Origin of the sequence: Hydrogenophaga sp. PBL-H3, from assembly GCF_010104355.1 — a bacterium.
Taxonomy (GTDB): domain Bacteria; phylum Pseudomonadota; class Gammaproteobacteria; order Burkholderiales; family Burkholderiaceae_C; genus Hydrogenophaga.
In genome coordinates this window covers 833,993-855,782 of sequence record NZ_CP044972.1, presented here as the reverse complement: position 1 = coordinate 855,782, position 21,790 = coordinate 833,993, and the positions used below count along the sequence as shown (strand labels likewise).

20 protein-coding genes and 1 tRNA gene are annotated in these 21,790 nt (G+C 68.7%); 11 read left to right on the top strand and 10 right to left on the bottom strand.

Annotation, left to right across the window (positions count from 1 at the left end; translation table 11 throughout):
• Nucleotides 1-396: 396 nt before the first annotated feature.
• Entirely contained in the window at nt 397-1,065 is a 669-nt protein-coding gene (locus F9Z44_RS04070; RefSeq protein WP_159603812.1) for a c-type cytochrome, read from the bottom strand.
• A 180-nt stretch (nt 1,066-1,245) separates the two neighbouring features.
• Between F9Z44_RS04070 and F9Z44_RS04065 the strand changes: the two genes are divergently transcribed.
• From F9Z44_RS04065 to F9Z44_RS04040, 6 genes are read left to right on the top strand one after another with little or no spacing between them, the layout of a single operon-like run.
• A complete protein-coding gene (locus F9Z44_RS04065; protein WP_069045400.1) occupies nt 1,246-2,088 on the top strand; it encodes an AAA family ATPase in 843 nt (280 codons plus the stop codon).
• Nucleotides 2,089-2,096: 8 nt separating this feature from the next.
• Entirely contained in the window at nt 2,097-2,327 is a 231-nt protein-coding gene (locus F9Z44_RS04060; RefSeq protein ID WP_159603811.1) for a hypothetical protein, read from the top strand.
• A gap of 10 nt (nt 2,328-2,337) precedes the next feature.
• Nucleotides 2,338-2,931, top strand: a complete 594-nt coding sequence (locus tag F9Z44_RS04055; protein ID WP_159603810.1) for a GNAT family N-acetyltransferase — start codon at nt 2,338-2,340, stop codon at nt 2,929-2,931.
• A gap of 15 nt (nt 2,932-2,946) precedes the next feature.
• Entirely contained in the window at nt 2,947-4,134 is a 1,188-nt protein-coding gene (locus F9Z44_RS04050; protein WP_159603809.1) for a vWA domain-containing protein, read from the top strand.
• A gap of 4 nt (nt 4,135-4,138) precedes the next feature.
• Entirely contained in the window at nt 4,139-6,172 is a 2,034-nt protein-coding gene (locus F9Z44_RS04045) for an autotransporter assembly complex protein TamA (RefSeq protein WP_236574246.1), read from the top strand.
• A gap of 11 nt (nt 6,173-6,183) precedes the next feature.
• A complete protein-coding gene (locus F9Z44_RS04040; protein ID WP_159603807.1) occupies nt 6,184-10,278 on the top strand; it encodes a translocation/assembly module TamB domain-containing protein in 4,095 nt (1,364 codons plus the stop codon).
• A gap of 113 nt (nt 10,279-10,391) precedes the next feature.
• On the opposite strand, the gene F9Z44_RS04035 is transcribed toward F9Z44_RS04040, so the two are convergent.
• Nucleotides 10,392-11,015: an FMN-dependent NADH-azoreductase gene (locus tag F9Z44_RS04035; RefSeq protein WP_159603806.1), complete on the bottom strand. Its 624-nt coding sequence runs from the start codon at nt 11,013-11,015 to the stop codon at nt 10,392-10,394.
• Between the two features lie 133 nt (nt 11,016-11,148).
• Here F9Z44_RS04035 and F9Z44_RS04030 point away from each other — a divergent pair, with 133 nt between their 5' ends.
• On the top strand, nt 11,149-12,120 hold the full coding sequence (locus F9Z44_RS04030; RefSeq protein ID WP_159603805.1) for a LysR family transcriptional regulator: 972 nt from the start codon (nt 11,149-11,151) through the stop codon (nt 12,118-12,120).
• A tRNA-Arg gene (locus F9Z44_RS04025) sits at nt 12,111-12,185 on the top strand. The genes F9Z44_RS04030 and F9Z44_RS04025 overlap by 10 nt, the downstream gene beginning before the upstream one ends.
• Nucleotides 12,186-12,210: 25 nt before the next feature.
• On the opposite strand, the gene F9Z44_RS04020 is transcribed toward F9Z44_RS04025, so the two are convergent.
• Nucleotides 12,211-12,555 carry a hypothetical protein gene (locus F9Z44_RS04020; RefSeq protein ID WP_159603804.1) on the bottom strand — a complete coding sequence of 115 codons (345 nt, stop codon included), beginning with the start codon at nt 12,553-12,555 and terminating at the stop codon, nt 12,211-12,213.
• A gap of 168 nt (nt 12,556-12,723) precedes the next feature.
• On the opposite strand from F9Z44_RS04020, the gene F9Z44_RS04015 reads away from it, so the two are divergent.
• Nucleotides 12,724-13,155 carry a VOC family protein gene (locus tag F9Z44_RS04015; RefSeq protein ID WP_159603802.1) on the top strand — a complete coding sequence of 144 codons (432 nt, stop codon included), beginning with the start codon at nt 12,724-12,726 and terminating at the stop codon, nt 13,153-13,155.
• A 15-nt stretch (nt 13,156-13,170) separates the two neighbouring features.
• Here the strand turns inward: F9Z44_RS04015 and F9Z44_RS04010 are convergent, their stop codons facing one another.
• Complete coding sequence (locus F9Z44_RS04010; RefSeq protein WP_159603800.1) at nt 13,171-13,614, bottom strand: hypothetical protein; 444 nt, start codon at nt 13,612-13,614, stop codon at nt 13,171-13,173.
• 16 nt (nt 13,615-13,630) lie between these two features.
• Nucleotides 13,631-15,238, bottom strand: a complete 1,608-nt coding sequence (locus F9Z44_RS04005; RefSeq protein ID WP_159603798.1) for an ABC transporter permease — start codon at nt 15,236-15,238, stop codon at nt 13,631-13,633.
• Between the two features lie 143 nt (nt 15,239-15,381).
• On the opposite strand from F9Z44_RS04005, the gene F9Z44_RS04000 reads away from it, so the two are divergent.
• Nucleotides 15,382-16,497, top strand: coding sequence for an ABC transporter ATP-binding protein (locus F9Z44_RS04000; protein WP_159603796.1), 1,116 nt, complete (start codon nt 15,382-15,384; stop codon nt 16,495-16,497).
• Here the strand turns inward: F9Z44_RS04000 and F9Z44_RS03995 are convergent, their stop codons facing one another.
• From F9Z44_RS03995 to F9Z44_RS03985, 3 genes are all read right to left on the bottom strand, one after another.
• A complete protein-coding gene (locus F9Z44_RS03995) occupies nt 16,498-17,883 on the bottom strand; it encodes a PepSY-associated TM helix domain-containing protein (RefSeq protein WP_159603794.1) in 1,386 nt (461 codons plus the stop codon). It lies immediately after the preceding gene.
• Between the two features lie 4 nt (nt 17,884-17,887).
• A complete protein-coding gene (locus F9Z44_RS03990; protein WP_159603792.1) occupies nt 17,888-18,376 on the bottom strand; it encodes a copper chaperone PCu(A)C in 489 nt (162 codons plus the stop codon).
• A gap of 121 nt (nt 18,377-18,497) precedes the next feature.
• Nucleotides 18,498-18,896 carry a DUF2946 domain-containing protein gene (locus F9Z44_RS03985; protein ID WP_159603790.1) on the bottom strand — a complete coding sequence of 133 codons (399 nt, stop codon included), beginning with the start codon at nt 18,894-18,896 and terminating at the stop codon, nt 18,498-18,500.
• Between the two features lie 97 nt (nt 18,897-18,993).
• Between F9Z44_RS03985 and F9Z44_RS03980 the strand changes: the two genes are divergently transcribed.
• Nucleotides 18,994-19,638, top strand: coding sequence for a glutathione S-transferase family protein (locus tag F9Z44_RS03980; RefSeq protein ID WP_159603788.1), 645 nt, complete (start codon nt 18,994-18,996; stop codon nt 19,636-19,638).
• On the opposite strand, the gene F9Z44_RS03975 is transcribed toward F9Z44_RS03980, so the two are convergent.
• Both F9Z44_RS03975 and F9Z44_RS03970 read right to left on the bottom strand, forming a co-directional pair.
• Nucleotides 19,639-20,382 carry a lysophospholipid acyltransferase family protein gene (locus F9Z44_RS03975; protein ID WP_159603787.1) on the bottom strand — a complete coding sequence of 248 codons (744 nt, stop codon included), beginning with the start codon at nt 20,380-20,382 and terminating at the stop codon, nt 19,639-19,641.
• Nucleotides 20,379-21,710, bottom strand: a complete 1,332-nt coding sequence (locus tag F9Z44_RS03970; protein WP_159603786.1) for a dihydroorotase — start codon at nt 21,708-21,710, stop codon at nt 20,379-20,381. Before F9Z44_RS03970 ends, F9Z44_RS03975 begins: the two co-directional genes overlap by 4 nt.
• Nucleotides 21,711-21,790 lie beyond the last annotated feature (80 nt).

Sequence of the window (21,790 nt, the reverse complement as noted above, 5' to 3'; positions counted from 1 at the left end):
CCCGGCGCCAGCTACTACGACCTATGCTGACTTCTCGCTCCGGCAGAGCCGTCTTCCTTTCAGAAACAAGGCGAGATCTCCCCAGGTAAGAACGCACACCTTCAGCGCACAACCGCCGCATCTACGTCGCCTCGCCTTTGGTCACAAGAGCTTCGTGGTTTCTGGCCCACTCGCCCTGCTCGGCAACGCCTTCTATGCGGTTCTTGTTCATCGGCTCGCGCTTTACGCTCCACGCTTCCTTCCCACGCTCGGTCGCCCTCACGCAGTTGCGCTTCACTTTGCTCACTGTGACCAGCTCGCAGCGGGACTTGCACCCGCAGGTGGGCGCCCATGCTGGGCGCACCAGACAACAAAAAGCCGCTTCAAGAGCGGCTTTTTTGCGGGGGCAGGCGAGGCTTACTTGAAGCGCGGCTGGGCAACCACCTTCAGCTCGCTGTCCAGCGAGCCCAGGTACTTGGCAATCTCGCGCATTTCAGCGGTGGAGTACTGCTTGGCGATGCCGGCCATGATGCCGTTGGAGCGGCCCACCACTTTGTTGCCTTCGACGGAGTAGGCCTTGAGGGCGAAGAAGAGGTAGTCGGAATGCTGGCCGGCCAGCTTGGGGTAGCTCGGGTCGATCGGCTTGCTGAAGTTGGCGCCGTGGCAGGAGGCGCAGGCACCCTTCTCGATCAGGGCCGCGGCCGCGGTGCTGGCGGTGCGGGGGGTGTCTGCGGCGGTCTTGTCGGCGTGCGAGGCGTAGTACGCGGCCAGATCGGCCATGTCCTGCTCGTTCAGCGAACCCGCGATGCCGCGCATGGTGGGGTGCTTGCGGTCGCCCTTTTTGTAGGCGTTGAGGGCCGACACGATGTAGGCGCCCGACTGGCCAGAGATCATCGGCACCTTGTGGATTTCGGGGAAGCTGTTCTGGTAGCCCGGGATGCCGTGGCAGCCGATGCACATCTCGGCCTTCTTCTGACCCGCGGCCACATCACCGGTGGCACCCTGGGCGTGAACCGAAAAAGCGGCTGCGGAAAGCGTCGCAGCGGCGACAAGGGTGCGGGTGATCGTGGACAGCAGTGAGGTCATTTTGCAAGCACAATGAATGAGTCAGCGGGGGAAAATCAACCGCTGATTATATAGACCGGTCGAGGCGCCCTTTCCCTCAAAACCCCCGGCGGTGCGGGCCTTGTCAGGCTGCAGCCAGCACCCGCGGGGCTGAATCGCCCCGGTTGTCACCTCTCGTTCAATCTTTCAGCAGAGCATTTCATGAAATTCCAAGGCTCCGAGAACTACGTCGCCACGCAGGACCTGATGCTGGCCGTCAACGCCGCGATCACGCTCAAGCGCCCGCTGCTCGTGAAAGGCGAGCCGGGCACCGGCAAGACCATGCTGGCTGAAGAGGTGTCTACCGCGCTCAAGCTGCCGCTGCTGCAATGGCACATCAAAAGCACCACCAAGGCGCAGCAAGGCCTGTACGAATACGACGCGGTGAGCCGCCTGCGCGACAGCCAGCTCGGCGAAGAGAAAGTCAAGGACATCCACAACTACATCCTCAAGGGTGTGCTGTGGCAGGCCTTCACCGCCGACGAGCCGGTGGCGCTGCTGATCGACGAAATCGACAAGGCCGACATCGAATTCCCGAACGACCTGCTGCGCGAACTCGACCGCATGGAGTTCTATTGCTACGAGACGCGCGAACTGGTGCGCGCCAAACACCGCCCGCTGGTGTTCATCACCTCCAACAACGAAAAAGAGCTGCCCGACGCGTTTTTGCGCCGCTGCTTCTTCCACTACATCAAGTTCCCCGACGCCGAGACCATGCAGCGCATCGTGGACGTGCACTTCCCCAGCCTCAAGAAAGAGCTGCTGGCCGCGGCCATGAAGACCTTCTACGACGTGCGCAACCTGCCCGGCCTGAAGAAAAAGCCCAGCACCTCCGAGCTGCTCGACTGGCTCAAGCTGCTGATGGCCGAAGACATCCCGCTCGAAGCCCTGCAAAGCGCCGACAGCAAGGTCAGCATCCCGCCGCTGGTGGGCGCGCTGCTCAAGAACGAGCAGGACACGACCTTGTTTGAAAAGCTCGTGTTCATGAACCAGAGAAATCGCTGAAAGACACCATGGACAACCAGACACGCAATGCCCTCAGGGAAGGCCTGGCCGATGCGGCCGGATTCGTCATCGGCTCCCTCGCCGGTTGGCAGCTGGGCAAACTGCTCGGCCTCGATTTCTTCGCCGCACCTGACGCCTTCGGCTGGCGCGAGATGGCAGGCCTGGCCCTGATCGCCCTGGGTTGTGGCGTGGGCAAGCTGGTGGCCCGCCGCCTGATCGCACCCCCCTCCTCCACCTGACCACCGCACCATGGCCTTCGTCGAACCCGTCACCCTGCGCGACAACGGACTGGCCCTGGTCCCCCTCTCGCTCGACCATGAAGACGGCCTGCGCGCCGCCGCAGCCGATGGCGAGCTGTGGAAGCTGCGTATCACCTCGGTGCCCGAGCCGGCTGAGACGCGCGGCTACATCGCGTCGGCACTGCAGATGCGCGCCGAGGGCCACCGCTTCGCGTTCGCCGTGACCCAGGAGGCGACCGGCCAGGTGCTGGGCAGCACCAGCTTCCACGACATCCTGCCGGCGGTGAAACGCGTGGAGATCGGCTACACGTGGTACGCGCAGAGCGTGCAGCGCAGCCATGTCAACACCACCTGCAAGCTGCTCATGATGGGCCACGCCTTCGACACGCTGGGCTGCCACGTGGTGGGCTGGCGCACCGACAACTACAACTTCGCGTCGCAAAAGGCCATTGAACGGCTGGGCGCGAAAAAGGACGGCGTCATCCGTGGCCACGCCCTGCGCCGCGACGGCACCATCCGCGACACGGTCATGTACAGCCTGCGGGCGGGCGAGTGGCCGGAGGCGAAAGCCCAACTGCTCTACCTGCGCGGCCTTCACGCCTGAAACCGGGAGATCACCATGCTGATCGACTTCTTCTACACCTTGCGCTCGGCCAAGCTGCCGGTCTCCGTCAAGGAGTACCTGATGCTGCTGGAGGCGCTGCAGGCCGACGTGGTCGGGCCGCGCAACCCCGACGCCTGTTCCATGGACGACTTCTACTTCCTGGCGCGCACGGCGCTGGTGAAGGACGAGAAGCACTACGACAAGTTCGACCGCGCCTTCGCCGCCTACTTCAAGGGCGTGGAAATGATCGCGGACTTCACCAAGCCCATTCCCGCCGACTGGCTGCGCCAGGAGATGGAACGCATCCTGTCCGAGGAGCAGAAGGCCAACGCGCCCAAGATGGACTGGGACGAGCTCATGGAGACGCTGCGAAAGCGCCTGGAAGAGCAGAAGGAACGCCACGAGGGCGGCAGCAAGTGGATCGGCACCGGCGGCACCTCGCCGTTTGGCAACAGCGGGCAGAACCCGCAGGGCGTGCGCATCGGCGGCAAGGGCGGCAACAAGAGCGGCGTGAAGGTGTGGGAGCAGCGCGCCTACAAGGACTACGACGACACGCAGGAACTCGGCACCCGCAACATCAAGGTGGCGCTGCGCCGCCTGCGCAAGTTCGCGCGCGAGGGCAACGAATTCGAGCTGGACCTGCCCGACACCATCCGTGCCACTGCGGCGAACGCGGGTTACCTGGACATCAAGATGATCCCGGAGCGGCACAACAACGTGAAGGTGCTGCTGCTCATGGACGTGGGCGGCACCATGGACGAACACATCCAGCGTGTGGAGGAACTGTTCTCGGCGGTCAAGGGCGAGTTCAAGCACCTCGACTTCTATTACTTCCACAACTGCGTCTACGACTTCATGTGGAAGAACAACCGCCGTCGCTACGCCGAAAAATTCCCGACCTGGGACATCATCCGCAAGTACAACAAGGACTACAAACTCATCTTCGTGGGCGACGCGACCATGAGTCCTTACGAAATATTGCAACCGGGCGGCAGCGTGGAATACAACAACGAGGAGGCCGGCGCCGAGTGGCTGCAGCGCCTCACGCACGCTTTTCCCAAGTACGCGTGGATCAACCCGGAACCTCAGGGCGTGTGGCAGTATCGACAGAGCATCAGCGTGGTCCAGCAACTCATGAGCCAGCGCATGTTCCCGCTGACCTTGAAGGGGCTGGAAGACACGATGAGATTGCTCTCGAAATAACTGCATGAAATGTCCTGCTCCGGACCCCGCCCGCTGGGCGGGGTCGCTCCTGCTTTGCATGGCCGCGCTGTGGCCGCTCGTGCAGCCGCAGGTCGCTTGGGCGCAGGCCGTGCAAGCTCCCGTCGCCCAGCCGGCGGACGCGTCGGACGAGCCTGCCGATGCCGACGCGGCGGTGCCCCGCGGCCGCACCACACCTCGTGCGCCGGCAGCACCCCGCTTCGAGATCGACCTGCAGGCGCCCGACGAGGTGCGCGAGTTCCTGTTGCGCCACATCGAGCTGCAGCGCTTTCGCCTGCTGCGCAACCTCGATGCCAACGAACTCACGCGGCTGCTGGCGGCCGCCCCCGCCAACCTGCGTGAACTGCTCGCCACGCTGGGGCATTTTTCGCCGCTGGTGGAGGTGATCGGACCCCCTGCGCTGCCCCAGGCCGCCGACACGGCCGCCAGCAACGACACCACCAGTTCCCGGCCAATGGGCACGGTGACGATCCGCGTCTCGCCGGGCCCCATCACGCAGGTCGCCACGGTCAATGTGTCCTTTGTGGGCGACATCGCCACCGCACCCGAAGCCGCCGACCAGCGCGAAGCGATCCAGTACGAGGCACGGCGGATCCAGGGCCTGCCGTTTTCGCAGAGCGACTGGGACCGCACCAAGGACGCGGCGCTGCGCGCCCTGATCGCGCGGCGCTACCCGGCGGGTCGGGTGCAGAACAGCCTGGCCGACATCGACGCCGACCAGCGCCAGGCCAACCTCTACATCGAGCTCGATTCCGGCCCCGCCATGCGCATGGGCGAGGTGGTGGTGGACGGTGCGCAGCGCTACGAAAAGACCACGGTGGAGCGCCTGGTGCGCCTCTCCGGCGTGGTGCCCGGCAGCGACTACGACCTGGCCCAGCTGCAGGCCGCGCAGCAGCGCCTGATCGAAAGCGGCTACTACGACTCGGCCTTCGTGTTCGTGGAGCCCAGCATGGACGGCGAGACGCTGCCGGTGAAGGTGCAGCTGCGCGAGAGCCTGCGCCAGAAGCTGGTGCTCGGCGTGGGTGGCAGCACGGACAGCGGCGCGCGCCTGTCGATCGAACACACGCACCACAGCCTGCCCGGCATCGGCTGGCGCGCCGTGAGCGCGCTCAAGCTCGAGCGTGTGGACCAGCTCGCCAGCACCGACTGGAGCTCTCCGCCCAGCAACGATGGCTGGCGCTGGATCGCTGGCGGGCGGCTGCTGCGGGAACAGGACGACTTCAATATCACCACCAGCCAGCGCCTGCGCGCGGGCCAGTCGCAAGACGGCATCGAGTACGACCGCAGCTTTTATTTGCAGTACGACCGCGCCAGCGTCTTCAACGAAGCCACGCAGACGCTGCGCACCGCCGAGGCCAACTCCTCGATCACCGCCAACTACGCCTGGACCCGCCGGCGGTTCGACGACCCGATTTCCCCCAACGCAGGCCACGGCCTCGCGGTGGAGCTGGGTGTGGGCTACACGCTGGGCAGCACGCGGCTGCCGTTTGCGCGCACCCAGGCGCGCTGGCTCGGCTACTGGCCGCTGGGTGGCCTTGCGCCGCCACCCGAGCCCAAGCCGGGCGAAGCGCGTGTGGTGAACACGCCCGGCAACCGCACCAGCCTCGGCCGGCTGGCGCTGCGCCTCGAAGGTGGCGCGGTGCTGGCCAAACGCAGTGCCGCCATTCCCGACACCCAGCTGTTCCTCACCGGTGGTGACGCCACCGTGCGCGGCTACGGCCTGCGCGACATCGGTGTGCGCCAGTCCGATGGCAGCGTGCTGCCCGGGCGCTACAAGGGTGTGGTCAGCCTGGAATGGCAGCGCCCGATCTTCAATGCCAACGGCCGCTCGCCGGTGGAGAGCGTGCTCTTCATCGACGGCGGCGCCGTGGCCAACCGCGCGGGCGATCTCAAACCCCTGTGGGGCGTGGGCACCGGCGTGCGCTACAACAGCCCGGTGGGTCCGCTGCAACTCGATCTGGGCTACGGCCTTGAGACCCGGCGCTGGCGCCTGCACCTCAACGTCGGCTTCACGTTCTGATGGCTGAACGCATGAGCCCCGCGCCCGATCCCCAGAAACGCCGGCGGCACGCGCTAGACGGCCTCCGGTGGTTCGCCTTCTGGCTGCCCGGTGCCCTGCTCGGCCTGGTGCTCGCGGCAGCCATCGCCACCTGGGTGTGGGCCGGCACGGCGGGTTCGCTCGCGCAGGCCATCGGCTGGGGCCAGTCCTACATGGCCGATCAGGGCCCGGGCGCGGGCACGCTCAGCGTGGCCGAGGTACAGGGCAGCCTGCGCAACGGCGGCGAGATCGGGCGGCTGCAATGGCAGCGCGACGAACTGACCGTGCAGGCCACCCGCGTGCGCATCGCGCTGGACAACCGCTTCTGGCTCGACGCCCTGCTCGCGCGCGGCCTGCGCCTCTCGCAATTCGACATCGGCCACCTGCAGATCACCGACCGCCGCCCGCCCACGCCGGTGGAGCCGCTGCAGCCCATCACGCTGCCCATGGCGGTGACGCTGCCCTGGTCGGTGGGCGAACTGGTGCTCGACGGCAAGCAGGAACTTGCCCTCAGCGGCCTCAAGGGCCAGTACCGCTACCGCCCGGCCGACAGCCTGTGGAACCTGGGCGTGGCCGATGCGCACCAGCTCGATCTGGAGAACCTGCGGGTGGCTGGCGGGCTGTACCAGGTCCAGGCGGTGCTGGGCGCGCAGGCACCGATGCCGCTGCGCCTGGACGCGCAGGGCGAAGTGCAGGCCACGGTGCCCGGCGGCCAGGCGCTCGTGCTCAAAGCCCTGGCCAAGGTCACGGGCCAGCTGGCCGAGTCCGACGCCGCGCTGGACGCCACCGCCAGCCTGACCACCAGCGCCGCGAGTGCCACCGACACGCCCGTGCTCGATGCCACCGCGCGCATCCGCCCCTGGAAGACCCAGCCCATCGAGGCGGCCAACGCGCGCATGAACCGCCTCAACCTCGCCGCGCTCTGGCCCAAAGCCCCGGTGACCGAACTCAGCGGCTCCGCGACCGCCCGGCCCGACGGTGAGGCCTGGCGCGCCGAGCTGCGCCTGACCAACGCTGTGCCCGGTCCCGCCGACAAACAACGCCTGCCGCTGCAAAGCCTGCAGGCCGATCTGGAGCAGCGCGGCGCGCGCTGGACGCTCTCCAGCCTGGACGCCCAGCTCGGCGGCGGCCGCCTGCAGGGCCAGGGCTGGCGCGAGCCGGCGGCCTCACCCTGGGGCGACTTCCAGGGCGAGCTCAAGGCCAGCCGCATCAACCCAGCCGCGCTGTGGAGCAGCATCGCGCCGGCCGCACTCGATGGCACGTTCTCCGCCCGCGCGGTGAACGTCGCATCGGCCACACCGGCGATGGACCTCAACGCGGTGATCAAGCCCTCGGGCACCCAGCCCAGGGCGGGCCAGCTCGCCGGCCTGCGCCTGCGCGACCTCAACCTGCAAGGCCGCTGGACGCCCCAGCCCGACAACGCCGCGCTCGGCGTGCTCGACCTGCGCACGATCAGCGCTGGCATGGCAGACGCCACGCTGGACGGCCAGGGCCAGCTCGATGTGGGTGCGCGCCGTTTTGACGGGCGCCTCGCGCTCAAGCTGCCCGGCGCCCAAGGCGACTGGCAAGGCCGCGTGGCGCACGCGCAGGGCAAGGGCGAGTTCGACCTGGCGCTGGACGACGCTTCGCGTGTGCTCGCCTGGGTGCGCAGCTTGCAGACGCTCCCGGTGGTCGGCCCGCTGCTGCGCGCACAGCTCGACGCGCAGCCCGGCCTGCAAGCCCAGGGCAATGCCCGCCTCACCGCCAGCTGGGACGGCGGCCTGGGCGTGCTCGGTTACCCCACGCCAGCGACAGGCGCCACCAGCGCCGCTCCACCGCGCCTGCAAGCCCGGCTGCAGGCGCCGCGACTGACCATCACGCGCGGCACCGCAGCGCGCGCAGCCGATCCGGCCACCGGCACCGACGCCGTGGTGGGTACGCTGCAAACGCTGACGCTGGCCAACCTGAGCCTGCAAGCCAGCGGCCAGCCCCACCAGCTCGACATCACCACCACCGGCCAGGCCGAACAAGGCCCCTGGCGCGGCACGCTGGACACCCAGGGCCGGCTGCAACTCGGCAGCGCGCAGCGGCCCGACATCGACAGCGGACGGCTGGACCTGACCCGACTGCAACTGCGTGCCACCGACAGTGCGCGCAAGGACCGCGTGGTGGACTGGACGCTGCAAGCCGCCGCCGCGCTCGGCCTGCGCTGGCAGGACGCGCGCACCGCCATCAACCTGCAGGCTGACGCCGGCCAGCTGCGCCTGCTGCCCAGCTTCAGCAACCGCGCGGGCCCAGCCGCAGCGGCCACCCCCACCCCCATGATCCTGGCCTGGGACCAGCTCAGCTGGCAAAAGGGCGCGCTGATGACGCGCGGCCAGCTCACCGGCCTGCCGCTCTCCTGGGTGGACGCCCTGACCACAGCCGAGGGCGCAAAAGGCGGCCCGCTGAGCCAGGCCGGCCTGGGTGGTGACCTGGTGTTCGACGGCAACTGGGACTTCCTCCTGCCCGCCGACGCCGCCACGCCCCCGCGCCTGAGCGCGCAACTGCAGCGCCGCAGCGGTGATCTTTCCGTGCAGACCGACGGCGCGTTCGATGAAAACACCACCTCCACCCAGCGCCTGCAGTCCGGCATCAAAGAGGCTCGCTTGAGCGTGACCACGCAAGGCCCCAATGTGCAGGCCAGCCTGCGCTGGGACAGCGAGCGCCTGGGCCAGGCCAGTGCCGACCTCGGCACCACGCTGAGCCCGCCCGGTGGCGAGCAGACCGCCTGGCACTGGGCGCCCGATGCACCGCTGCGAGGCACGATCACGGCCAACCTGCCGCAGGTGGGTGTGTGGTCCGCGCTGGCACCACCGGGCTGGCGCGTGCGCGGCACGCTGGCGGCCAGCGCCACGCTGAGCGGCACGCGCGCCAACCCGCTGTGGAACGGCACGCTGCAGGCCGACCAATTGGCCCTGCGCTCCATCGTCAACGGCATCTCGTTCTCGCGCGGGGAGCTGCGCGCCACGCTGGCCGGCGAGCGCATCACCATCGACCGCTTCTACCTGCAGGGCCGCGGTGGGGCCGAAGCGGGTGGCACGCTGCTGGCCAGCGGCACCACCGAGTTCAAGCGCGTCACGGTGAACGGCGCGAGCCAGCGCCAACCCTATATCAACCTGCAGGCCACGGCGACCCAGCTGCGCGTGTCGTCGCGGGCCGATCGGCGCCTCACGCTCTCAGGCCAATTGCAGGCCGAGCTGGTGGGCACGGCGCTGCAGATCCGCGGCCGCCTCCTGGCCAACTCCGCCCTCTTCGTGCTGCCCGACGAATCCACCCCCAGCCTGGGCGCCGACGTGGTGGTGCGCGGCACCGAGACCGCGCTGGTGGCGCCGGGCGCGTTTCGCGTGCGGCCCGACGTGCTGGTCGACATCGACCTGGGCGACGATTTCCAGGTGAGTGGCCAGGGCCTGCAGACGCGGCTGGCCGGGCAGATCAACGTGCGCAGCACGCCCGAGCTGCCCACGCCGCGTGTGCTGGGCGACGTGCGCACCGTGCGCGGCTCCTACCGCGCCTACGGCCAGCAGCTCACCATTGAAAACGGTGTGCTGCGCTTCACCGGTCCGTACGACAACCCCACGCTGGACATCACAGCGGTGCGCCCCAACAGCAGCCAGCGCGTGGGTGTGCAGATCAGCGGCACGGCGCAGACGCCGCGCGTGCGCCTGTTCTCCGACCCCGAACTGCCGGACAGCGAAAAACTCGCGTGGCTGGTGCTCGGCCGCCCGGCCAGCGGCGCGGGGGCTGAAGCCGCCGTGTTGCAGCAGGCCGCGCTGGCCCTGCTGGCCGGACGCGACGGCCGCCTGGACGGCGGCCTCGCGGGCGCCCTGGGGTTGGACGAACTCTCGATCGCCGGCAGCGGCACCAACGCCGACGGTTCGGCCGCCGCCGCCGCGCTCACGCTGGGCAAACGGCTGTCCAGCAACCTCTACCTCAGCTACGAACGCAGCCTGGCGGGCGCACTGGGCACGGTCAGCATCTTCTACGACGTGTCGCGCCGCCTCACGGTGCGGGCGCGGGCCGGTGAAGAAAACGCGCTCGACCTCATCTTCACCATTCAATATGACTAACCCCCGCGCCGCGCCTGCGGCGCGTCACCCCCTTCCAGGGGGCAACACCTGCGGCCTGGCAAAGCCAGTTCCGCGGTGTTCTGGGCTGTGAGGGTTTCGCGCCGGAGAATCGATCAGGCCAGCGCGGCCTCGGCCGTGTGGCCGGCGATCTCGCCCTCGGCGGTGCTCAGCGCCTGCGCCTTGGCGTCCGGGCCCATGGCCACGCCCTCGGCGCGCACGAAGCGCACGTCGGTGATGCCGAAGAAACCCAGCACCGTCTGCAGGTAACTTTCCTGGTGTTCCATGGCGCGGCCACCTTCGCTGGTGGAGTACACGCCGCCGCGGGTGATCGCCACGATCACCGTTTTGCCGCTGGCCAGGCCTTGTGGGCCCTTGTCGGTGTAGGTGAAGGTGCGGCCAGCTTGCGCCACGCGGTCGATCCAGGCCTTGAGCTGGGTCGGGATGGTGAAGTTGTAGAGCGGTGCGCCGATCACGACCACGTCGGCCGCGAGGAACTGGCTCACCAGCGCTTCGGACAGCGCGTTTTCACGGCGTTGCGCTTCGGTGGCGGCGGCCTGGCCGGTGCGAAAACCCAGTGCGTCGGCGCTCAGGTGGGGCACCACGTCGGCGGCCAGGTCCAGGTGCTGCACCTGGGTGCCGGGGTGGGTGGCCACCCAGGCGGCCACGGTGCTGGCGGTGAGCTGGCGGGAAACGGACTGGTCGCCGGTGATGGCGGAATCGATGTGCAGCAGTTGCATGAGGTACTCCTGAAAGGGTTGGGGAGCCACGCGGTGTGGCGATGGATGGAGTTTGAATCTGGAACGAATTCTTGATAAGTCGGCAAAATTGCAATAAACCGTTCCATATTCAGAACAATCACCGGGAGTCCTTGTGCAAGACCTCAACGACATGCTCTATTTCGCCGAAGTGGTCGAGCGCGGCGGCTTCGCGGCGGCCGGGCGGGCGCTGGGCCTGCACAAGTCGCGCCTGTCGCGCCGCGTGGCGGGGCTGGAAGCGCAGCTCGGCGTGCGCCTGCTGCAGCGCACCACCCGCAAGCTCTCGCTCACCGAGGTGGGCGAAACCTACCTGCGCCACTGCCAGGCGCTGCGCGAGTCGGCCCAGGCCGCTGCCGATGCCGTGGCCAGCGCGCAAACCGAACCCCGCGGCACCATCCGCGTGGTGTGCCCGGTCACGCTGGCGCAGACGGTGCTGGCCAACGTGATGCCGATCTTTCTCGCGCGCCACCCCCAGGTGCGGGTGGAAATGGAGGTGAACAACCGCGTGGTGGATCTGGTGAAAGACGGGGTGGACGTGGCGCTGCGCGTGCGCCTCACGCTGGAAGACAGCGGCAGCCTCGTCGTGAAGCGACTGGACGATGCGCGCTCGGTGCTGGTGGCCAGCCCGGCGCTGCTGGAACGCCAGGGCACGCCCGCCACGCTGGTCGAGGCCGGCCAGCTCGACAGCGTGGCCATGTCGGCGGTGGATGGCCTGGTGAGCGTGCGCCTGACCAACGCGCAGGGCCGTGAGGCCGTGCTGCAGTACCGTCCCCGCTTCATCGCCGACGACCTGCTCACGCTCAAGCTCGCCGTGCTCGGCGGCAGCGGCATGTGCTGGCTGCCCGACTACATGTGCGAAGAGGAACTGCGCGATGGCCGGCTGGTCCGCCTGCTGCCCGAGTGGTCCACCCCGGTGGGCGTGGTTCACGCGGTGTTTCCCTCGCGCCGGGGCCTGTCACCCGCCGTGCGCAGCTTTCTCGACTTTCTGGGGGAGACCGTGCCGGTCTGCGGCAGCTTGCTGCGCCTGCCCGCGGCGGCCCGCACGGAGTCGCCCCCGTACAATGCGCTCTCGCTTTCGCGGCCATAGTTCAATGGATAGAACGGGCCCCTCCTAAGGGCCAGATAGGGGTTCGATTCCCTTTGGCCGCACCAGCCCCTGCCGACCGGCCACCGGTCTTCAACGCAGGGCGCGACCCAGCAGCACGCCCACCACGATGCCGGTGAACACCGCCAACAGCGGATGGGCACGGATCTCCCCCCGCAGGTTGTCGGCCGACTCCACGGCCACGTCACACACCGCCAGCGCCTGGCGCTTCATCTGCGCGCCCGTGGCAGTCCATCCAGTCTCGGCGTGCAGTTCCGCCTCGTGCGTCCCATGCTCCACGCGGTCGTTGGCGTGTTGAAGCAGGTCTTTGGTGATCTGGGTGCCGTGCTCGGCCATCCCGGTGTGGCCCGGCTCGCGCACGACCTCGGTGCTGGGGATGCCGGTGTAGGGAAAAGCGGTGGGGGCGGTGATGGACATGGGGGTCTCCGGAGGGTCTGCAAAACGAGACCGGCATCTCACGTTACGGATGACGGACAGCGGGGTCTGTTCGGTGACGCACGGCAGGCCGATGATGTCGACAACGACCCGCCCCGTTCGTCGTTGCATGGCCAGTCCAAGGCTCAACCACCCTTTCAGGAGACCCCCATGTCCATCCAACTCTGTGCCTACCTCTCGTACAACGGCGACTGCGCTGAAGCCATGGCGTTCTACGCCAAGGTGCTGGGCGCCAGGCTCGAAGCGCTCATCACCTACGGCCAGATGCCCGGCGAGATGCCGGTGCCGCCCGGGCACGCCGACCGCGTCATGCACGCCTACCTGGTGCACCCCGACTTCGCCCTCATGGCCGGCGACGCGCCGCCCGGCGTGCCCTACGCCGGCATCCAGGACTGCATGCTGGCCATCACCTACCCCACGGTGGCGGAAGCCACGCGCGTGTTCAACGCCCTGGCCGAGGGCGGCAAGGTGGGCATGCCGCTGGGTGAGACCTTCTGGGCCGACACCTTCGGCATGGTGACGGACCGCTTCGGCACGCCGTGGGGTGTCAATGGCGGCCCGAAGGAGATGGGCAAATCCTGATGCATCCGAAGGGCATCAGAGCTGCCCTTCGGTCAGTGTGTCGAGCTGAAAGCGCCCGCTGCGGTCCCAAAGCCAGGTGTCGACATACTGGACCCGCCCAAAGCCCGGCGGCGAGGGAAACGGCGCCGCCGCCCGCACCAGGCGCTCGATCTCGACCATGACTTCTGGCGCGTGGCTGGGCCCGCGCAGCCAGCGCGTGGAGCCCACGCGTCCGCCCTGGTCCAGCTCCACTTCAAGCACGCCGATGGCGTACAGCATGGGCGGCAGTTGCCCTCTGTAGATGCGTTCCGGGTACTTGCGGTAGAGGTGGGTCGCGGCGAGCCGGCGGTAGGCCGCGCTGGCGGGCGCCTGACCCGGCAGGGGCGCGCGGGTGCCACACCCGGCCACCAGGGCCGCAGCGCCAGTGGCGGCGGCCAGCGCCAAAAGCCGGCGCCTCTCTTCCTGGGGTTTGTTGAGCATGTGGGCCAACTCCCGCTTACCGCTGTCTCAACGCCCGGCTCAACAGGATCACCGGCGCCAGCCCCACCAGCACCAGCGTGAGCGCGGGCAGCGCGGCCTCGCCCAGGCGCTCGTCGCGCGCCAGCTGGTAGGTCACCACCGCCAGGGTGTCGCTGTTGAAGGGACGCAGCACCAGGGTGGCGGGCAGTTCCTTCATCACGTCCACGAAGACCAGCAGCGCGGCGGCGGCGGTGGAGCGTTTGAGCAGCGGCCAGTGCACGCGTGCGGCCAGCCCCAGGCCGGTGGTGCCGAGCATGCGGGCCGAGTCGTCCAGGCTGGCGGGGATGCGCGCATAGCCGCTTTGCACCGACTGCAAGGCCACGGCGGTGAAACGCACCATATAGGCCCACACGATGCCCAGCGCGGTGGCGGTGACGAAGTAACCCACGCTGCTGTCGGGCTTCATGGTTTGCAGCCAGCCCACCGGCAACAGCAGGCCCACCACGATCACTGCGCCGGGCACCGCGTAGCCCAGGCTGGCCAGTTGCACCACGCCACGGGTGACCTTGCCGGGCCAGGCACGCACGGCAAACGCCAGCGTCAGCGCGATGACCGTGGCGAGCGCAGCCGACAGGCCGGCGAGCCACACGCTGTTGCGCGACCACTGCACGAAGGAGGTCCAGGGCAGCTCGTCCCAGCCACCGATGAGCGGGCGCAGCATGAACAGCACCGGCAGCACGAAGCCAAAGGCGATGGGCAGGGCGCACAGTGCGACGGCCAGGCCGGCGCGGGCACCGTGCAAGCGGCTGGGCTGGGCCTCGTTGCTGCCGGCGCGCTGGCCGCGCAGGGTGGAGAAGCGCATGCGGTGCTGCGCGCGGTGTTCCAGCCACAGCAGCAGTGCCACCACGGCCAGCAGCATGGTGGCGAGCTGGGCCGCGGCCTGTGGCAAGTCCATGGCCAGCCAGGCCTTGTAGATGCCGGCGGTGAAAGTCTGGATGCCGAAGTAGCTGGCCACGCCAAAGTCGGCCAGGGTTTCCATGAGCGCCAGGGCCACGCCCGCGGCCACGGCCGGCCGGGCCAGCGGCAAGGCCACCTCGCGGATGCGCCGCGCCAGCGGTGCCCCGAGCAGGCGGGCGGCTTCCATCAGCTGCGAGGCGCGCTCCGACAAGGCCGTGCGGGCGAGCAGGTACACGTAGGGATAGAGCGAAAACGTGAACACCCAGACCGCGCCGGGCGTGTTCCGGATCTCGGGGAACACCCGCCCGCTCAGGCCAAAGCTCTCGCGCATGCCCACCTGCAGCGGTCCGCTGAACTGCAGGAAATCGGTGTAGGCGTAGGCCACCACATAGGCCGGCATGGCCAGGGGCAGCAGCAGCGCCCATTCAAAGAAGCGCCGGCCCGGGAACTCGAACAGCGTCACCGCGCAGGCCGTGAGCATGCCCACCAGCGCCACGCCCAGGGCCACCGACACGCAGAGCACCACCGTGGTGAGCGCGTACTCGGGCAACACGGTCTGCGCCATCTGGCCCAGCACGTCGAGCGCCACGGCGTCGAACTGGAACCACGAGCCGCCGAGCGAGAGCACGGGCAGCGCGAGCACGCAAGCGAGCAGGAGCAAGGGGGCGAGGGCCAACCAACGCAGCATGAAGTGAGGGAGGTGGGAAGAAGACTGAGGGCTGGGCGGGATGATGGCACGCAGGCCCACCGCTTTGTACGAGGGGCCTTTGATGCACATCAATGCAAATGAGAATTGTAGTTATCTACAATGACCCATCCACGAGTACACACATGTTCCTCAACGTCTCCCAACTCAGCGTGCGCTACCCCGGCCTGCCCCAGGCCGCGGTGGATGGCGTTTCGCTCGGGCTGCGAGCCGGCGACATCGGCGTGCTGATCGGGCCTTCGGGCTGCGGCAAGACCACCCTGCTGCGAGCGGTGGCGGGTCTGGAGCGCGCCAGCGGCGGCAGCATCACGCTCGAAGGCGAGAAGGTCAGCGACGGCACGCACCACATGCCGGCCGAGCAGCGCCGCATCGGCATGGTGTTCCAGGACTACGCGCTGTTCCCGCACCTCGACGTGGGCAAGAACATCGCCTTCGGCATCGACGGCCTGCCGCGCAATGAGCGCGATTCGCGGGTGGCCGAGGTGCTCAAGCTGGTGGGACTGGACGGCATGCAGAAGCGTTTTCCTCACGAGCTCTCGGGCGGGCAGCAACAGCGCGTGGCGCTGGCCCGCGCGCTGGCACCGCGCCCGCGACTGCTGTTGCTGGACGAACCCTTTTCCAACCTCGACGTGGACCTGCGCGAGCGCCTGGCGCACGAGGTGCGCGGCATCCTCAAGGCCGCGGGCGCCACGGCGCTGTTCGTCACGCACGATCAGCTGGAGGCCTTTGCCATCGGCGACGTGATCGGCGTGATGCACGAGGGCCACCTGCACCAGTGGGAAGACGCCTACGCGCTCTACCACCGCCCGGCCACGCGCTTCGTGGCCGAGTTCATCGGGCACGGTGTGTTCGCGCCGGCGCAGATTCGCATGAACGGCAACGAGGTGTCGGTGCAGACGCCGCTGGGCGCGCTGCAGGACGTCGACGAATGTCCGCTGCCCACGGCCTACGCCTCGGGCCTGTGCGACGTGCTGCTGCGCGCCGACGACATCGTGCACGACGACGGCGCGCCGGTGAAAGCGCAGATCCTGCGCAAGGCGTTTCGTGGTTCGGAGTTCCTCTACACGCTGCGTCTGGCCAGCGGCGAGGTGCTGATGACGCACGTGCCCTCGCACCACAACCACGCGGTGGGCGAGTGGATCGGCATCCGCGCCGAGGTGGACCACGTGGTCACCTTCGAGCGCGGGTCGGGGGCGTCGAGTCCGCCTGCGCCGGGTGTGGCGCGCGCGCAGCCGGTCTGATCAGCCCAGTGCCTGCCTGAGGGCAGGCAGGCGCGAGAGCACCAGCCCGTCCAGCAGCAACACCGCGAGCAGCACCGCGCCACTGAGCGGAAACGCCAGCGCCACCCCACACATCACCACCGCGCCGCCTTTCCACAGCGGCAGATCACGCGGCACCGGAGGTGCCCCGATGCGCCAACGGCGGGCTGGCCGTCGCTTCCACCACATCACCACGCCGCTGACGCAGAGCAACACGATGGCTGCGCAGAAGAGCAGGTTGAGCACCGCGTTCCACCAGCCCAGATCACCCTGGTGCAGCGCAATGCCCACCGCCATGCCCTGGGCCAACAGCGGGTAGTCGGCAAAGGCGACCTCGGCGATCACGCGACCGGTGTGCTGGTCCACGTGCACGGTGCGGTCCTTCGTGGGGTCCTTCAGGTCGCCGCTCATGGTGTCGGCCGAGATCGTGAACACGCCCGTGTCACCCTTGGGCAGCTGGATGTGGTGCTGGCCGGTGAAGCCCAGCTGCTTCGCGAGCGCGGCCACAGAGTCCAGGTTCACCGATGGCCCGGCAGCCGAGCCCGAAGCGGGCAACGGAGTCCATTCCAGGCCCCAAGGCACCTCGTGCTGGCCGGCGGTGTTCAGTGAGGTGTGGGTGGCGCCCGACTGCGGCACCGCCTCCCACTTGGTGGCCGGAAACGTGCCCCAGGGCTGCGCGAACTGCGCGCCCCAAACACCCGTCCACGACAGGCCGGTGAGCAGGAACACGAACAGCACCGCGCTGAGCCAGAAGCCGGCACAGGCGTGCAGCGAGCGCCACCACAGGCGGCCCCGCTGGCGCAGGTTGGGCACCAGCACCTGCGCCCAGCGTGTGCCGCCCCGCGGCCACCACAGGTAGAGGCCGGTGGCGATCATCACGATGCCGAATCCGGCAGCAACCTCGATCAGCCGGTCGCCCACATCGCCCATCAGCAGCGTGCCGTGGATGCGCTCGGCCCAGGCGAACACGGTGTTCTCCTTGTCCACCAGGTGCAGCACCTGCGCGGTGTGCGGGTCCACCGCCACCGCCTCGGTGAGGCCGTCGCGTTTCACCACGAACCAGCTCGCCTCATCGGACGCGCGCGGTGCGATGTATTCGAGCAGCTGGCCTTGCGAGCGCAGCGCCAGCACGGCCTGCGCCTGTGCGCTGACCGGTTGCACGGCGGCCTGTGGCGTCACGTGCACCGTGAAGCCGAACCGGGTCTGGAACCCGGTGTAGAAGACCATGACCGCGCCGGTGAGCGCGAGCATGAGCAGAAAGGGCACGACGTACAGGCCGGTGTAGAAGTGCCAGCGCCAGGCCACGGCGTGAAAACGGGACGGCCCGACCCCCGCGTCCGCGGTGGACGCGTGTTGAGCGGTGCTCATGGCCTCAGTGCTTGTGCTGGCTGTGGTCGGCCGCGGCGGGCGCTGCGGCAGCGGCATTGCCCAGCGCTCGCGCCATGGCCTTCACATCCAGCGTCGAGCGTTGCCCATCCTTGCCCTCGAACACCAGCGTGACCGGCACCACGTCGCCCGCCTTCACCGGACCCTTGAGGTCCATCATCATCACGTGGTAACCACCGGGCTTGAGCTCGACCGGCTGCCCCGCGGACAGGGTCAGCCCCGCCTTGACGGCGCGCATCTTCATCACGTCTTTCTCCATCGCCATTTCGTGGAGTTCGACCACGCCCGCGATGGGCGATCGGATCTCGACGAGACGCGTGTCGGCCCGGGCGCTGAGTTGCATGAAGGCCCCGGTGGAGGTCTGTTGCGCCACGGTGGCGCGCACCCAGGCGTCTTTGACGTCGACGTTGGCGGGCGCTTGCGCCCAGGCGCTGGCGGTGAGGGCCAGCAAGGTGGAAATGAACAGTTGTTTCATGGCGATATCCCGCAATGGGAGGCTTGAATGGAGACCAACCGGCCCGCGCCACGGCATGGTGGGGCTCGGAAAAGACAGCGTGCGGATGAGGAGGCAGGCGCCCAGATGCGAGGCGCTCGCCTCAAGCCAGCGGGGGTGCGCGCGAAGGTGCTGCCGGCCAGAAGGTGGCGGGCTTCGCTCCGGGCGCCTGTGCGCGAGGCGGTTGCGCTGGCAGCGCAAGTGCGGGCTGTGGCGATGACGCAGGGGGCAGGCCGGCGGCGCCATGCAGGTTGCACCAGGGGCAGTGGCGCGAGGCATCGGCCATGGATTCGCTGGCGTTGACCAGGGTCTCGCCATCGGCTGCCTGAGCTGTGTCGGCCTGCACCCACACCATGCCGCTGGCGCTGCACACCTGCACCCAGCCAGCCCCGCCCTGCGAGGCCACCACCGCCTGCGCCACCGTGGGCGCGAGTGCGCTGCACACCATGGCGAACATGGCCAGCCAGGCAGCAAATCGACGGTGGAATGGGCGGGCCAGCATAGGGCTGAAGTTTATCAGCGGGGTCAACTGCGAGACGGGTGCCGGCCGCGCACACCCACTACCATCGCGCCACAACAACCCCTCCGGAGACAAGCTCATGCTCACACTCTGCGGCTTCGCGGCCAGCAATTACTACAACAAGGTCAAGCTGGCGCTGCTTGAGAAAGGCGTGCCGTTCGAGGAAGAACTGGCCTGGCTCGGCCAGACCGACAAGGCGGCCAGCCCGCTGGGCAAGGTGCCCTACCTCAAGACCGAGGCGGGTACGCTGTCCGAGTCCACCGTGCTGCTCGAATACATCGAGGACGCCTACCCCGCCCACCCGCTCATGCCGGCCGACGCATTCCAGAAGGCCAAGGTGCGCGAGATCCTGCGATACCTCGAACTGCACCTGGAGCTGGTGGCGCGCAATCTCTACGGCGAGGCCTTCTTTGGTGGCAAGGTGAGCGACGCGGCCAAAGAAAAAACCGGCGCGCAACTCACCAAGAACGTGGCGGCCTTTGCCCAGCTGGCGAAGTTCTCGCCCTTCATCGCGGGCGACACCTTCACGCTGGCCGACTGCGCCGCCGCCGTGCACCTGCCGCTGGTGAGCAGCGCCACCAAAATCATCTACGGCCGCGACTACCTGGCCGATCTGCCAGTGGGCAACTACCTCAAACTGGTGGGCGAGCGGGCCACCGTGCAAAAGGTGCACGCCGAGCGCAAGGCCAACGCCGCCCTGATGTTGCAGCGCGCCAAGGGCTGATCAGCCCGGCAGGCCTCGAAGCCGCTCGATCTCGGCGCGCAGGTCCTGCGACCAGGTCCGCCGGTCGCGCCCGCGAGGCGGCTGCGCCTCACCGTACAGCACCTGCGCCTGCACGCCGTCGGCGCACAGCGTGGTCCAGATCGAGGCGACCAGCGTGGTGTCGCCCACGAAAACCGGTGCATCGTGTCGCCCGCCGCGCAGGCTGTCGGCGAAGCTCAGTGCCACCGGCAACACCGGCGCATTGGCCGTGATGGCCGCCTGGAACAGGTTGGCGTGGAAGGGCAGCAGCGCTCGGCCGTCGCCGGTGGTGCCCTCGGGGAACACCGTGAGGATGTCGCCCGCGCGCAGCCGATCGGCCATGTGGTGCACCACGCGCATGGCGTCGCGCCGGCTCTCTCGCTCGATGTAGAGCGTGCCCGCGCCAGTGATGAGCGAGCCCAGCAGCGGCCAGCTTTTCACGTCGGACTTGGAGACGAAACGGCTGGGGTGCGCGGCGTTCATCACAAGGATGTCGAGCCACGAGATGTGGTTGGCCACCATCAAGAACGGGCCGTGTGCGGGCGGCGTGCCCCGCACCACGAGTTCGACGCCCAGGATGGTCAGCATCTGGCGCGACCACTCGCGCACCAGCAACTGGGTTTGCGACGGCGTGAGCCGTCCGAATTCGGTGCGGATGATCCACAGGCCACGCAACACGTGGCCAATGGCACGCAGGGCGCGCCAGGAGGCGCGCAGACGGTTCACGCGACCGCGTCCAGCGCCTGGTGCGCCACCTGCCCGCCCACCAGCGTGGCGCGCACGCTCACCGGCAGCTCGTGCCCGCCGAAGGGCGTGTGCTTGCCCTGGCTGCGCAGCGCATCGGCTTGCACCGTCCAGCTCGCGTTGGGGTCGAAGATGCAAAGGTCGGCCACGCCGCCCACCGCGATGCGGCCCACGCTGGCCTGCAGCGTGCCCAGGCTGGCGCCCAGCACCGATTGCGGACCGCTGGTGAGCACGGTCAGCGCCTGCATCAGGCCCAGGCCGTCCTGCTGCGCCCAGGTGCATGCCAGGCCGAGCAGCAGTTCCACGGCAGTGGCGCCGGGCTCGGCCTCGGCAAACGGCAGCGTCTTGGCGTCGCTGTCCACCGGGTTGTGGTCGGACACCAGTGCGTCGATGGCACCGTCGGCCAGACCGGCGCGCAGCGCGTCGCGGTCGCGCTGCTGGCGCACCGGTGGCTGCAGGCGCAGGCGGCTGTCGTAGTAGCCGATATCGATGTCGGTCAGGTGCAGGTTGTGCACACTCACGTCGCAAGTGACGGGCAGGCCCTCGGCCTTGGCCTGGCGCACCAGCGCCAGCCCGGCGGCGCTGCTGATGCGGCACAGGTGCACGCGCGCATTGGCGCTGCCGGGCGTCTTGCCCTGCGTGGCGCGCATGAGTTCAAACAGCGTGTGCAGCGCGATGGTTTCGGCCGCCGCCGGAATGCCGGCGAGGCCCAGGCGCGTGGCCAGCGGACCGCTGGCGGCCACGCCCTTGCCCAGCCAGAAATCTTGCGGACGCAGCCACACGGTGTAGCCGAAGGTGGCGGCGTATTGCAACGCACGCTGCAGCACCTGCACGTTGACGATGGGCACCTCGGCCTGGCCGAAGCCGATGCAGCCGGACTCGGTGAGCTCGGCCATCTCGGTGAGCACCTCGCCCTGCAGGCCGCGCGTGAGCGCACCCAGCGGAAACACACGCGCCAGGTGCAGCTTCTCGGCGCGGAACTTGAGCATGTCCACCAGACCGGGTTCGTCGAGCACGGGGTCGGTGTCGGGCGGGCAGACCAGCGAGGTCACACCACCGGCCACGGCGGCGGCCATTTCGCTCTCCAGCATGCCGGCGTGTTCCTGGCCGGGTTCGCGCAGGCGAACGGCCAGATCGACCAGGCCGGGTGCCACCACGCAGCCGGTGGCATCTAACTTGCGGTTGGCGTGGAAATCGGGCGCCACGCTGCCGATGGCGATGATGCGGCCGGCGGCAATGGCCACGTCGGCGATCTCGTCGCGGCCGGTGGCCGGGTCCATGACGCGGCCGTTCTGGATCAGGATCTTCATGTCGTTACCTTGTTGTGCCAGGTTTCGCCGCAGGGCCGCCCCAAGGCGAAACGCGCCCCCTCGGGGGGCAGCGACCCGCG